General features: G+C 38.2%; 12 protein-coding genes. 2 read left to right on the top strand and 10 right to left on the bottom strand.

What is annotated here, in order from left to right:
- Window positions 1-264: 264 nt before the first annotated feature.
- A complete protein-coding gene (locus tag ED605_RS09125) occupies window positions 265-1,128 on the top strand; it encodes a helix-turn-helix transcriptional regulator (RefSeq protein ID WP_121978597.1) in 864 nt (287 codons plus the stop codon).
- Between the two features lie 61 nt (window positions 1,129-1,189).
- Here the strand turns inward: ED605_RS09125 and ED605_RS09120 are convergent, their stop codons facing one another.
- Genes ED605_RS09120 through ED605_RS14760 form a run of 4 tightly spaced genes read right to left on the bottom strand, consistent with a single transcriptional unit; the run spans window position 1,190 to window position 4,951 of the window.
- Window positions 1,190-2,560, bottom strand: coding sequence for a glycoside-pentoside-hexuronide (GPH):cation symporter (locus tag ED605_RS09120; RefSeq protein ID WP_121978596.1), 1,371 nt, complete (start codon window positions 2,558-2,560; stop codon window positions 1,190-1,192).
- 22 nt (window positions 2,561-2,582) lie between these two features.
- Entirely contained in the window at window positions 2,583-3,134 is a 552-nt protein-coding gene (locus ED605_RS14770) for a hypothetical protein (RefSeq protein WP_225419100.1), read from the bottom strand.
- A complete protein-coding gene (locus ED605_RS14765) occupies window positions 3,067-4,314 on the bottom strand; it encodes a hypothetical protein (protein ID WP_225419099.1) in 1,248 nt (415 codons plus the stop codon). Before ED605_RS14765 ends, ED605_RS14770 begins: the two co-directional genes overlap by 68 nt.
- Complete coding sequence (locus ED605_RS14760; RefSeq protein ID WP_225419098.1) at window positions 4,292-4,951, bottom strand: hypothetical protein; 660 nt, start codon at window positions 4,949-4,951, stop codon at window positions 4,292-4,294. The genes ED605_RS14765 and ED605_RS14760 overlap by 23 nt, the downstream gene beginning before the upstream one ends.
- 685 nt (window positions 4,952-5,636) lie before the next feature.
- Between ED605_RS14760 and ED605_RS09110 the strand changes: the two genes are divergently transcribed.
- Entirely contained in the window at window positions 5,637-6,500 is an 864-nt protein-coding gene (locus tag ED605_RS09110) for an AraC family transcriptional regulator (protein WP_121978595.1), read from the top strand.
- A gap of 76 nt (window positions 6,501-6,576) precedes the next feature.
- Here the strand turns inward: ED605_RS09110 and arfA are convergent, their stop codons facing one another.
- The 6 genes from arfA to ED605_RS09080 form a co-directional block, all read right to left on the bottom strand.
- Window positions 6,577-8,076: an arabinosylfuranosidase ArfA gene (gene arfA, locus ED605_RS09105; RefSeq protein WP_121978594.1), complete on the bottom strand. Its 1,500-nt coding sequence runs from the start codon at window positions 8,074-8,076 to the stop codon at window positions 6,577-6,579.
- A gap of 30 nt (window positions 8,077-8,106) precedes the next feature.
- Window positions 8,107-9,477 (bottom strand): glycoside-pentoside-hexuronide (GPH):cation symporter, encoded by a 1,371-nt coding sequence (locus ED605_RS09100; RefSeq protein WP_121978593.1) that lies wholly within the window; start codon window positions 9,475-9,477, stop codon window positions 8,107-8,109.
- 593 nt (window positions 9,478-10,070) lie between these two features.
- On the bottom strand, window positions 10,071-11,054 hold the full coding sequence (locus ED605_RS09095) for an SGNH/GDSL hydrolase family protein (RefSeq protein WP_121978592.1): 984 nt from the start codon (window positions 11,052-11,054) through the stop codon (window positions 10,071-10,073).
- 107 nt (window positions 11,055-11,161) lie between these two features.
- On the bottom strand, window positions 11,162-12,346 hold the full coding sequence (locus ED605_RS09090; protein WP_121978591.1) for a D-alanyl-D-alanine carboxypeptidase family protein: 1,185 nt from the start codon (window positions 12,344-12,346) through the stop codon (window positions 11,162-11,164).
- Window positions 12,347-12,648: 302 nt separating this feature from the next.
- Complete coding sequence (locus tag ED605_RS09085; RefSeq protein ID WP_121978590.1) at window positions 12,649-13,269, bottom strand: hypothetical protein; 621 nt, start codon at window positions 13,267-13,269, stop codon at window positions 12,649-12,651.
- A gap of 129 nt (window positions 13,270-13,398) precedes the next feature.
- Window positions 13,399-14,520: a PucR family transcriptional regulator gene (locus tag ED605_RS09080; RefSeq protein WP_121978589.1), complete on the bottom strand. Its 1,122-nt coding sequence runs from the start codon at window positions 14,518-14,520 to the stop codon at window positions 13,399-13,401.
- Window positions 14,521-14,652: the final 132 nt, after the last annotated feature.

Genomic DNA, 14,652 nt, shown 5'->3' with positions numbered 1-14,652 from the left:
AGCACTCCTTTGTATCTTTCTTTTGTCAATTAAAGTATACAGCGCAGGAGCCCTTGCGTTTTAATTTTGATCAGAAAAAGCCAAAAATCACGCAATATTGAAGTGATTTTTAGCTTTCAAGTTTCAGTTAAACAACTAAAATTCGTGACGATTTACGCTAATTCATGATATCTTGATGAAGTTGAATCGTTCATTGAACATTTCTAACGGCTTCAAAACGCTTCTGGAAAAATTTATATAATGATGAAAGGATGACTATTTCTTATGGAAGACAAGTACATCTCAATTTCTTGCATCCCCCTACCAACGTTTATCCAAGGTGGCTATGCCTTTTTTGATGAAGGTGAAAATCATCCCAACCGGAATGACCTTCAATATTTTGTATTGATGATCATTGTTAAAGGCCAACTATTTATTGCTGAAGATGGTCATCAATATACTTTAAATCCTGGAGACATTTTCATTCTGTTACCACATCATCACCATTATTCGTGGAAACCGGTTGAACAATCAACTGAATATTATTGGCTGCACTTTTCGGTTGCCGGAAAATGGACTCAAGAAAATAAGCCGGTTGATGTCAGTTCCAAAGTTGATATCCCAACGCTTCACTATTTCACACCAACCGTCACGCTTTACCTAAAAAAGAATCGTCACATAACGGATGAGGTTCCTGCCTTTAAATTGATTAACCGGATTTTTAAAAACAGTGCTAAACAAAATAATGTTGGCTTTTGGCAGGCTCAGCAACAATTTATTGATTTGCTTCAAATATTTCAGGAAAAAACCAAAAATGAATCAACTTCTACCCAACTTGCCGAAAGAATTGAGCGTTTTTTGCGAGATCACTTTGATGAAAAAATCACGAATGCCACACTTAGCCGTGAATTCCATGTCCATCCAAATTCGATTGCATTGAGTATGAAAAAAACGTTTGGGATGACGCCAACTACCTTTTTAACTAAATATCGACTTGAGGAAGCTGCCAAGCATTTATTGACTACTGATGAACCTATCAATCAAATTGCTCGGAATGTCGGCTACAATAATATTTATTATTTTTCAACTATTTTTAAACAACATTATGCAATGACGCCAACTGCTTACCGGGAAAAATTCAAACATTAAGCGAAATTCAAAAAAGCAGAACAGTTTTAACCGTCCCGCTTTTAATTGATAGTTATTTAGCTTAATTTTCTCCTAAGTTACCACGACGTTGCAACAAACTTACCCGAATGGTCTTTTCTTGCTTTTCAAATTTAATGTATAACAAGATTAACAAACCACCGGCAATAAAGAAGATGGCTGGCAAAAATGAAATACTAAATTTAATTGCTGAGAGGACTTGGGCATTTTGAATAGCACCAGCTTTATAACCGGCTTTTGATAAAACAATTGATGGTGCCCATCCACCAAGGCCAGACCCCATTTTAATTGCAAACGAACTACCAATTGCCGTTAAAAAGCCACTGGCTCGAATGCCATTCCGCCATTCACCATAATCAACAGTATCTGCTAGCATTGCATATGGCAGGGTAACTGAAATCCCAGTCCCAATTGAAGCAATTGACCAAGCGATCGATAACGCAATTAATGAATGACCGGTAAATGCAATTAAAATCTGACCAAGTGCAGCCAGAAACATCCCCGACATCAGGACGTAAGTTTTGCGTAACTTTCTAACCAAGAAAGGAATGGCAACCATTCCAATCAATTGCATCATTACCAAGGCATTTAAAATTGAAGCAAAGCCTTTGTTTCCTAAATTATACTGTGTATAGTAAACAACAACCGCTGTTCGCGAAGAGTTACCCAACCAGTAGAAGATGAATACAAATACCAGGATAAACCATGGCCAGTTTGCTTTGGCAGCTTTAATTGAGTTTAAAATTGAAATAGCTTTCTTTGGTTTGTTAATTTCACGCGTATCAAAGAAGGCAAACATTAACAGGCCAAAACCGACAACTGCCAATATAATTGCCGTATTTCGCCAACCAGATTGTTGAGTTTTACCTAAAAAAGCAACAAAGCTTAACGTAAAGGTCGCAGTGATAAAATAGCCGATCATTCCACCAATGCTACGTGTACTGTTTAATTTAATTCGCTGTTCTGGATCATTACTTAGATTTGGTAAAATGGAAGTAATCGGTGTTCCAATACCAGTATATGAGATTCCAAATAATAAGTAGGTGATCAATGCCCACCAAAATTTACCGGTGGCGCTTAAACCGGGAGACCAAAACATTAAAATAAAGAAGATCGCAAATGGAAAGGCCACCCATAACCAATATGGACGACTCTGTCCCCATTTAGTATGGGTATGATCAATAATTAGGCCCCAAATAGGTGCATCAAAGGCGTCTAAAATCCGAGCAGCTAATAAAATTGTCCCAGCAGCTGCAATCGAAATACCAAAGACGTCGGTAAAGTAATACAAGATAAAAGTCGTCACCGTTGTGTAAAGCAAATTACCAGCTGCATCCGTACTAGCATATGCAAGCATCCGATGAAATGGCAAAGTCACTTTGCTATTAATCGCGTTTCCAACAGAACTTTTCATAATTGTTTCCTCCAAATTTCAACTAGCTATAAATCTCTTGGGCTGCCAAATTAAAATTGACAACCTTTTTGGTTGAGTAGAAGCGCTGACCATTATTTAAATTGACATACTTGCGCAAGTAAGGGGCAAAACTTCTAATTTGATAGTGTTGACCCTCTACTTTTTTCATAAAACCGTTGATCGCATGATACTGTCCTTGCTGATCTGAATAAAAATAAGTAGTCTGCCCAAAACCATTCAAATAATCAACCAACTCTTCTCCCATATCCCAATCATCCTCACCGGTGTAACCATCTGGAAACAGCTTAGCGAAGATGCCGCCATCCGAGGCAAAGATTGATTGGCCAAACCGATTTCGTGATAGATCCGGACGATTAACATTGGGTCCCGCAACACTGTACGTCGAAGCCGCTTCACCCGGCTTTAACTGCCGATCCGTAGCAGTAGCGTTGGTGTCGTACATATACAAAACAGCGTTAGTAGCCCGATACGCTGCATTAATCAGCTCAACATCTCCTAAATTTTCGCCGGTAATTTGAGCTGCAGCAGCTGTAATACCTCCCCCACAACGCATGAATCATATAAGAAAGTGCTTCCCACCAGCGATCAGGACTCTGAGCTCGAAAGTCATTACTAAAGCCAATATTGGCTTTTAACAATTCACCATATGTTTGAGCACTTTTCTGATTGCCAGTCAATGAAAGTGCGGCAGCAGCTGGACCAAAGCCCGCATTGTCAAAGAAATGTTCAGTCATGGCAGCTAATAATTGATCGCTATTTGCGGCAACATGTTTCGTAACTTGTTGCCACGAATGAGAAATTTCTTCAAATTTCTGATTTAATCCAGCATTTTTGACATCTCTAAGTAATTCTTCAATATATCCAAAGTAACCTCCTAACATTTGTGCTTCGGTTTTACCACGTTCACTGTCATGCAGATCAGGATTTACCCGCATATCAAATACTTCAGCTGCCCAAGTTAAATAGTCTTTGGGAGAATGAATTTTTAAATATTTCGAAGGACACTTTGATAACAGATAAAAGAGATGCGCAATGTATTCAAAATCCATCACCCGATAAAAGTCACCATACAATTTCCGCGGATGTTTGAAATCGCCATTTACGAACCACTTCGGTCTAACATAGTTGACCGCACTTTCTTCAACGATGGCCACTTTTCGAGCCGGATCCGTCACGTTTTGATCCAATAAACATTCTTGAAGAATAAACGTCATTTTGCCAAGTGATTCACCTTGGTTGGAAGCCGGGCTAAAGCTATATGGAACTTTGCCAGTGGCACCTGCGTAGGAGTGATCACAAAGATAATTCACCCGTTCTCTTAACAGTGCGGCAATCGTATCCATCACATTAAAGACACCAATGTCGGTTGTACCATCCACGAATCGAATAATCAGTTTATGTTCTCCTAATCCATCCGGTTTAAATTGAAGCTGATGTTCTTTAAATAATGGCGTTAAGTCTGTTTCAACTGATTTGTTATTTTGCCAGTACTGAACTGAAATCGACTTGACCTGTTGTCCTGACGCTGGCGTAATTTGAATTGTTTGAAGCTGATCTTGTTGAACAAGTGGCTCAAATGTCACTAAAGGATGACCAAATTTTTGCGCGGTTTGATAAAAGTTGGCTTGATCAGTGTAGGGATGTAATGCAAATTGCCATGATTGTTTTTGATGGGCTGCCAGCTTCAATGAATTTTCGGGATAAATCCAATCATGATGGGGGGCGTTGATCATCTTGATAACCGCCAGCTAAAATAAATTCATGAAAAAGCATCCCATCTAGTGAAGGTGAAGCGTTTTCAAAAAAGCGATTTGTATACTCATTATAGGTTCCGACTGATAAAACACGCCCCTCCGTTTGATAAACACCTAAATTAGGTACAGTATTATCTCGCCGAACAACCGCTAATTTCGTATATTCTGGTGAAATGCTGGGGAAAACAGCTGCAGACCGATTGGCATTTCGTCGAACATGCTTATCTCGAAACATCACATAAGCCAAACTTATCCAAGCACCAAAATCTTCAACTTCCAATTCACTTGAGCTTAAATTTTCAACTTGAATTTGCCAATCAAGCGCTTTGCCATTCAAAATAAAATTCTCGATGACCTTAAAATTTTCAAACGGAAAAATCAATTGACTTTGGGTGTTAAATTGTTGAATTTTCGGAGTAACATTAATGCTTTGAAATTGCTGACCGTTAACGGTAATATGAAATTCACCAAATAACTTATCTTCATCATGATAATGAAGTGATGCTAAGTATTCCGGATCAATCACCCAGTTCATCTGGGTGGCATCGTTAGCTAATATCAACTTGGTGATTGCCCCACGTTGACTTTGTTCAACACTGAAATAAGATGATTCCATTGTCGAAGCCTCCTTAAATAAATATATAAATTAGGTTAGGTACACCATTATCCGTAACCGGTTACATGATTTTTCACATATGATAAGGATAATAGCTTATCGTGTTTCAGCAAATGAAAGATCCCTTAAACCGTTTATATAATACCAATCGATTTTTTTGAAATTAATCACAATATTTTTTCAATATTTAACACTTAAAAGAAGATTATTTCCTTAAATTTTGGCACGATGAACATCTAAATTGCGTTTTAAAAGGAAAATGATTCTTTACAAAATTCACAATTTACCTACAAAATATAACTAAATTCCACCAATATTTTCAACCTGAATAATCTCTACTTTTAAAATTTGTGTGATTCGGTCTTTTAAGGACCATTTTTTATCCTTTTGATCACTTTCGACCACTAATGAAACTTAACTGGTCACTAACCGTCATATTTTTTAAAAATTGGTAGCTTTATTTTGCTGTTGAAAGCATGCCAATAGCCCCCCGCTAAAATCCTTATTTTTTAAGTCACATTCAGTTGCTTCCACCTATAATTACTGGATAGGAGGATCCGCCGGAAAGCCGCTTTTAACTTCCTTAATTTTTAGAAATTACCCAGGTTAAAAGCGCTTTCGTAATTTTCCACTCAATCGTTTATACTAGAATTATTAACGTTACTTTGAAAGGACGATCCCCCGTATGGAAGACGAATACATTTCAATTTCCTGCATACCGCTACCAACTTTTATTCAAGGTGGCTATGCCATTTTTGATGCTGGTGAAACCCATCCTAATCGTAATGATCTTCAGTACTTTGTTTTAATGACAATCGTTAAAGGCCGGCTATTTATTGCCGAAGACGATCACCGCTACACATTAAACCCAGGTGATAGTTTTATCTTATTGCCTAATCACCACCACTATTCTTGGAAACCAATCGAAGAACGAACCGAATATTACTGGCTACACTTTTCAGTCAGTGGTAAATGGGTTCAGGCTGCCAAACCGGTTAAAGTCAGTTCTAAAATCAATATTCCAACGCTTCATTACTTCACACCATCAGTGACGCTTTATTTAAAAAAACTCCGCCAAATTACCGATGAGGCAGCGACTTTTAAATTAATCAATCGAATTTTTAAAAATAGTGCACTACAAAATAACGTTGGTTTTTGGCAAGCCCAACAGCAGTTTATTGATCTTCTTCAAATGATTCAGGAAAAACCAAATCATGAATCTGCATCAAATCAATTGGCTGAAAACGTTGAACGCTTTTTGCGAGATCATTTTGACGAAAAAATCACTAACGAAACACTGAGTCGTGAATTCCATGCTCATCCGAACTCAATCGCCCTCAGTATGAAGAAAACATTTGGAATGACGCCAAATGAATTTTTAACAAAATATCGACTTGAAGAAGCTGTCAAACGTTTACTAACAACGGATGATTCAATCAGTCAAATTGCCGTTAATGTTGGATATAATAATATTTATTATTTTTCAGCCATCTTCAAGCAGCATTATGGCGTGTCACCAATTGCCTATCGTGAAAAGTTTACTCATTGAAGTAAAAAATGGTCCCACCTTAAAGCCAACGTTTTGCTTTAAGGTGGGACCATTAGTTTATTGATAAAGAATTAAGTTAGCGAACTCGAACCCGAATCATGTTCCAAGAAAGTGGTTGCAAAGTTGCCATAACTTTATGTGGCTCAGTCGTCGCAGTTAGTGGCTGTAATTTCATTTTGCCATCTCGATTATCAGCTTTGACGTCGTAACCGTAAAATTGAGTTGCTTCAATGACATTTTCGACATCAAAGTCCCGTAATAAAGTTTGAAAAGAAATTGAATCAGTTTGATGCTTATTCTCGCAAAAAATTGTTAATTCATTTTGTGTTTTGTCATAGGTAGCGATACTATCTAAATACGGCACGGCATCAAATTCACGTGTTTTATAGGTTGGCACCTCAACTTCCGGTGTCAGTGCAATGCCTTTGCCGTAATTTGACACTTGCATGTATGGATAGAAGATTGATTGGAACCAGACTCCCTGATCGTTGGTCATAATTGGTGCAATGACGTTAACCAGTTGGGCCAGGCAGGCAATTTTAACTCGATCACTATTTTTTAGTAAAGTAATCAATAGGCTTCCTACCAAAAGCGCATCTTCAAAGTTGTAAATATCTTCCAACAAATGCGGTGCCTGTTGCCATGGCTTAGTTTTAGCATCCTGATCGTTGGAATGGTACCAAACATTCCACTCATCTAAAGAAAGATTAATGGTTTTTTTAGTTCGTTTACGTGCTTTAACTGCGTCACAGATTGCCACAACGCCCTTAATAAACTCGTCTAAATCAATATTCTTTCCCAGATAGTTATCAAGTTCATTGGGATCATCATCCCCATAAAAGCCATAGTAGCGATGCAGTGATAAATAATCAACGTTGTCATAGCACTGATCCAAAACGGTCTTTTCCCAATCACCAAAAGTCGGATTATCCATTGAAGAACTGCCACAGGCAACTAATTCAATTGAATCGTCAACCGCCCGCATTGCTTTAGCTGCTTCATTAGCCAAATGACCGTATTCATAGGCTGTCTTCTGACCGATTTCCCAGGGGCCGTCCATTTCATTACCTAAGCACCAGGTTTTAATGGCAAACGGCGTCTCCTGCCCATTTTGCCGACGCAGATCGCTCCAATAAGAGCCCTTTGGAAAGTTGCAGTACTCAACCAAATTAGCGGCTGACATTATGCCACGGGTGCCAAGATTAACCGCCATATCAGCTTGGGTCCCGACTTTTTTGGCCCAGTTCATAAACTCGTGCAAGCCAAATTGATTTGTTTCGATGGTTCTCCACGCCAAGTCAAGTCGTTTGGGTCTGGCATCTTTAGGGCCAATCCCGTCTTCCCATTTGTACTGAGAAACAAAGTTCCCACCAGGATAACGAACAATCGGGACATTTAATTTTTTAACTGCCTCAATAACATCTTTTCTCAAACCGTTTTCGTCAGCAGTCGCCTGACCGGGTTGATAAATTCCCTCATAAACGGCTCGACCTAATTGCTCGATAAACGAGCCGTAAATACGTTCGTCAATTTTTGAAATTTGCTGGGTTGGATCAACTTTTAAAACTGCTTTCATTTTTATTCCTCCTAAATGACTTGTTTTAATCTAATCTTCGTCTAGACTGCCACGACGTTCCAGTAAAGTTGTTCGGATAGACTTTTCCTGCTTTTCAAATTTAATGTATGTTAAGATCAGTAGGCCGCCGATAATGAAGAAGATGGCTGGTAAATAAGAAATACTGAATTTGATTGCGGAAAGGACTTGTGAACTTTGAACCGCCCCGGCTTTATAACCGGCGTGGGCTAAAACAACGGATGGTGCCCAACCACCAAGGCCTGAACCCATTTTAATTGCAAAAGAACTCCCAATGGCAGTTAAAAAGCCACTTGCTCGAATACCATTTCGCCATTCACCATAGTCAACGGTATCAGCCAGCATCGCAAATGGCAACGTCACAGAAATCCCGGTTCCAATTGACGCGATGGACCAAGCGATTGATAGCCCGATAAATGATTGACCCGTAAAGGCAATTAGAATTTGACCAAAAGCCGCTAAGAACATGCCGGCCATTAAAACGTACGTTTTTCGGAATTTTTTAACCAAAAATGGAATAGCGACCATTCCAATCAATTGCATCATGACTAATGCGTTCAAAACCGAAGCAAATTCCTTATGTCCTAAATTGTATTGCGTATAGTAAACAACGACTGATGTCCGCGAAGCATTACCCAACCAGTAGAAAATAAAGACAATCACTAAAATGAACCATGGCCAGTTGGCTTTTGCAGCCTTAATCGAATTTAAAATTGAAACGGCTTTCTTCGGCTTGTTAATTTCGCGAGTATCCGAAAAGGCAAACATCAATAGGCAAAAACCGATAATGCCAAGGACAATTGCTGTGTTCCGCCACCCTGATTGTGGATTGCCACCAAAGAAGGCAACAAAACTTAATGTAAAGGTTGCAGTGATGAAGTAACCGATCATACCGCCAATACTTCGAGTACTGTTTAATTTAATTCGTTGGTCGGAATCGTTACTTAGATTAGGTAAAATCGAGGTAATCGGCGTCCCCACACCTGTATAAGAAATACCAAATAACAGGTAAGTAATTAAGGCCCACCAGAACTTTCCGGTTGCGCTTAAATTTGGTGACCAAAACATTAAAATAAAGAAAATGGCAAACGGAAAAGCCATCCATAACCAGTATGGTCGACTCTGACCCCATTTAGTGTGGGTATGGTCAATAATGAATCCCCAAACCGGTGCATCAAACGCATCCAAAATTCTGGCAGCCAATAAAATTGTGCCGGCAGCTGCGATGGATAGCCCAAAAACATCTGTGAAATAATATAAAATAAACGTCGTTACCGTTGTGTACAACAGATTACCGGCTGCATCTGTACTGGCGTATGCCAGCATTCTGTGAAACGGCATTGCAACTTTGCTATTAATTGTGTTTGCAACAGAACTTTTCATAACTTATTCCCTCCAAATCACGATTCATTGTTAGGGTTGTCTCAACACTTCGATACTCGTGACCATTAACAGTAATGTGAAACTCGCCAAACAATTTATCTTCATCATGAAATTAAGTGATTTTAAATATTCTGGATCAATTACCCAGTTTATCTTGTGTCGGATCATGTTTTAGGATCAATTTAGTGATCGCGCTTCATTGATTTTGCTAAATGTGAAAATCAGGTGAATCCATTCATATAGCCTCCTAATATTTTTATCTCAGTAACCGCTTACAATTACAAAAATAACGGATTCGGCAACATTATAAAATAGGTTTTCCGCTAAAATATTTATAAAATTTTAACCACTTTTATTAAAATAAATCATTTTGCATTTAAGATATTTAACAGTTAGTTAGTGGGAATTTAGCGGAAGTTATTGCTTAAATCGATTATTATCAAGCCATTTACCTAAAAAAGTGAACTTTATGGCATCTCACAAAGTGTTTATATTATTTCAACAATTAACTTTTGTGAATTAACTTAAAACAAGCCGATCCTGGCACTATCATGTCAAGATCGGCTTGTTGAAGTCGTTAAATAATTGGTAACTTATTTAAGATTTTGTTCCATAAAGTTTGTAATAACCGTTCCCATTTGATCATAAGTAGTTTGAGTGGGATGCAGTTTCCCATCACCAAAAATTGATGTGTCAATCGTTGTCGGCACAATTTGTGGCGTCGCGGTTCGCCAATCCAGATACTTAATGCCATTAGCTTTGTAAACGTCTGCTTCAGCATCGCAAAGTTGGCCTAACGTATAATCGTGGTAGCCAATGGTGTCATATGCATCACTAAGCTGATCAGTTCCAAACTGTGTTGTGTAGCAATCCAGCGGCAAAATACCAAATAACTGGAGCTTTGGTGCTTGCTGTTTAATAGCCTTTAGCTGGTCATCGAGTACCTGAGTGACGTCACTTAGGGATGAATGAAAATAGTCGTTTACCCCGTAAGCAATAGTGGCGATATCATAATTTTTAAAAATTGTATTGGTCACGTTGGCAGTAAGATCCAATACTGTATCACCAACCACCTTACCATTATTGGCACCAAGATTAGTATCTGTCACCCCTAATTGAGTTGCAACTAATTTTGGATAGGGATCAGATGCATAAGAGGTGCCTGTCCAGCCTTTGGTAATTGAATCTCCCAGACTGACCATAGTCATCTGTTGCAAATTTTTCGCATATACCCAACCGGTAACCGATGGTCGTTTGGCCACTTGAACATAGTAATAGCGTAATCCATTTTTTAGCGTTGCCGTTTTGAGAACCACCATAGAATGCTTGGCATAGTTTTTTAGCCAATGCGTTTTTTTGGCTGCCCGATTTGACCGGTATGGATAATTCCACATGGCTGTTTTGGCGTTGTATCTGACAGCTTTTACTCTTAAATTGGACTTCTTAATCGAAGCAATCCGATAATTTGGATCGACCTTAGCAGCCCTGACAGTTGCAGTATTGCCAACTTGAAATATTATGACACCCAGGCTAACGAAGAACAGCCATTTAAAATAACGTCCTAACTCGATTTTCAATTCTAACTATTCCCTTAATTAACCCCTTGATTTAGTTTTGATAGAACTTGGGGCGTTTTTAAATATATTTATTCATTAGATAAAAATAACTTGATAGAGAAATAACATTAGATTCGATGCTGGCGGTAAACATGATTCATGAGCGACCGGGTTTCTGTAAATTCATTTTGATCGTGTAGAACAACTGTAATGAGTCGATGATGACCAGATTTTTTCCCAGTCCCGACAAAACAATAGCCAGCCAAGTCAGTAAAACCAGTTTTTAACCCATCAACTTTTAAAGATGGCTGATAAAAAGCTCTTCCAGGTAAAAGATTATTGTAATTATGGCATAATTGACCGGCTACTTTTAATGAACCACGTTTGGATTCTTTTAAGATACTTGGATAATCAGCTAGTAAGTGTTTAGCAATTAAAGCGACATCTTTTGCCGAGACCAGGTTAGCGTTACCACCCTTAACGGAATAGCCGTAATGACGAAGTGCATTTTGTTCCATCCCATTAGCCGTGACAAAATGGGCTTTTCCTAAATGCCACACTTTAACTTGATGGTTCATCATTTTGATAAAGCGACGATTAGCTGCCGGTGTTGAGCCACCAGCAACCCACTGACCTAATGCAATTGCTGCATTATTAGAAGACTCAATCAGTGCGGCTGCATATAATTGCTTAACGGTGTAGTGATTTCTTGTGAATCTGAATCCACCATAGACAGCTGAATTGCCGAGGGTCTTTAAACCCGAGTAGCTTGTTTTAACCCGACTATTCCAACCGGCTCCCTTGCCAGCCACTTTCTTATTAACGAGATATAACGTCATTAGTTTTGAAATTGAAGCAATTGCTCTTGGCGTATTCATATGACGCTGCCACAAGACTTTCCCAGTTTTAGCATCCATCGCAACTGCTGCTTTCGCGTATTTTAAACCAAACGGTGCTTTTCCTTTTTTCAAATAATGATGCCAAATATAACCTTGAGCACCACCCGATGAGCTTTTGACTTTGTAATAAACCGCATTTTGATGACGATGTCGTAAAATCACCTTTTTGGAAGCGTACCAGGTCGTGTATGGGTAGTGCTTTAACAAGTGCAATTTTTTAGTATGGTTTAAATTATAAACGGCGCCATTGGCAGAAGCCCGATGATAAGCTGTCTTTTTCATGGTCGTTGTCTTCACAACTCGATAACTCGAAGCCGATGCCGACAATGGTTTGGTGTTAAATAACTGCCATGTTGTCAAAACGGCAACTATCAACAAGATTGACAATAACCCCCGATAATTGGACTTTTTCATGAATTTTCGCTTTCCCCTTCTTCTTAAAAATAGTGTGTCTTAACCGCCTAGTTGAGATGCCCATCGTTAACTCAATTGATAGTCGGTTAAAAATTAACTAACTCATTAAATTCAACCTTTATATAATAAGCCAATTAAATGACAAACTTGTCACAAAACTGCGTTTAAATCGGCATTAATATGCCAACTTATTTACAAATTTATTAAATTTTTCTCTCTTTCACTAAGCACATAAAAAAGGAGCTGATTCATCTAATCTTTGAATCAACACCTTTTTTTGAATGGCTTCTTTATTTTAACTATCAATTATGCACCATGTCAGGTGCTGGTTGACCGTTTAAATCAATCGCAAATCGAACCAGTACAAGGCTATCCGGTGTGATTGGTAAATTATCAATATAAACTTCCCGGTATTCATCTTCTTTGATTCGTTGGTAGCCGCCTTCGTCAATTGCTTTATTCAAGACTTGAAAAGCCTGACAGCTGTTATCTCTAATGGGTCCGTGATTGATTGTTTGAGCTTCAATTCCTTCCGCTAATTGTTCAAAACGAAGTTCCTCACTTTTGGTATTAATAAAATGAATTTTTTCCAAAGCAGCCTTAAAGGCATCTTCGTCAACAAATAACGGTTGTTTAATCCAAATTTTAAAGTTTTCACCCTGATCGGTTTTCTGCCAAACTGCTTGAATTGGATAAGGGACATATGGTTTAAATCCAGAAATCGGAATATCTTTATCAGGACCGTCACTGATTGTTTTAGCAATGCGGGCAGCCGCTTTAGCAAGTCGTAAAAATTCGGGGTCATCGGTATGCTTGGTCGCTTGGCCTTCAGCAGTAATATAACTTCGAGTCGTCAAATCAACAAAGTGAGCATGTTCACTTTTACTATATTCATCTGGTTCATTAATTTCCCAATTAAACATGCTGATCCCTCCCTTCTGATTTCAATTTAACCCCTAAATCGGTCAACTGGCAAATAATGTGACTGATTAATGTAATCGCTATCACATTATCAATCTCGGTTTGCATTAATTTTAAAAAGAGTTTGTTCACTAATTTTTAAATTTATGACTGTACAACGTTAAAAAGTAACTGACAAAATTTAAATAGAGTAATTGTTTTGGGTCAGTTAGATCAATTTTTAGCAAGTCTTCAATTTTATGTAGCCGATAGCTGAGTGACTTGGGGTGAACAAACAAAGCTTTAGCCGCTTTAGTAAGATTTAGATTGGCTTGAAAATAAGCCCGTAATGACTTAAATAATTCTGGGGATTTCTGTTGAAGCGTTATCAGTTGCGCCATCGGCAATGCTTGTGAAATAATTTTGGGATCAATATTAACAAAAAGTTGATCAATCCCTAATTCATCATAAACAATAACAGCCGCTTTCGGCTTTGACTCAATCACTAAATGCCGTAGATTGGTTAATTGATGCCGACGGCTTGGTAGCTGATTAAGCATCCCGGCCGAACTTACTAGGAAATGCTCGTTTGGAAGTTCCGGTACAATCTTCCCAAGAACGACTTGAAAGTCAATCTGATCAGCTATCAGAACGTAGATATACTGATCAACCACACCAATTAGTACTCGCTGAAAATTTGATTTTACGAGCCACTGTAACCTTCTTAGCGTTTCAATTGAGTGGTGACTCCGACTAAGGGTCATTAACCGCACTGGATCATGAATCTTCAGGTCTAATTTAACAGCCAATGGTTCTAATTGACTGGGACGATGATTATTAAGAGCTGCCGTCAACAATTGTTCAGCTTCAATCCCAAATAACGTTTCTTTAACGCTGACCGGTTGCATCTTTAATCGATTAAAACAGTCAATAATGCTTCGATAAGTTAGTTGTTGAATTTGGATCAATGGAAATTGAAGTGCTTGGCCAAATTTGATTAATTCACTAGGAACTTGCTTTAAATAAGCATTTGTTTTGATGATCAACCCAGCAGCTCCCTCCCGTTTGAGCTGATTAACTAATCGCTTTTGCTGATCAATCGTTAAGCCAAATAAGCTGGTTAAAACTAATTCACCAGGAATTAACCAATTTTTAACATCCGGCGTGGCCATTACCATCACCTCAGTTACTTGAACATTTGATAAGTCAATATTAGTCAACCGAATATAATATTGTTTCGAAAATGCTTCTAATAACGCTTGCAAATTAACCAATGATCATCCCTCCAGAATCGGAAAATATGTTATTTTTTATTACATTTAGACAAAAATAACAGATTTTTTATCTAATTGATGGCTTTAAATCTAACTCAAAAAGTATATTATGTAATATAATATAACATTATT

Origin of the sequence: Lentilactobacillus raoultii, assembly GCF_900411375.1 — a bacterium.
Classification (GTDB): Bacteria; Bacillota; Bacilli; order Lactobacillales; family Lactobacillaceae; genus Lentilactobacillus; species Lentilactobacillus raoultii.
This window is presented reverse-complemented; position numbering and strand designations above follow the sequence as displayed.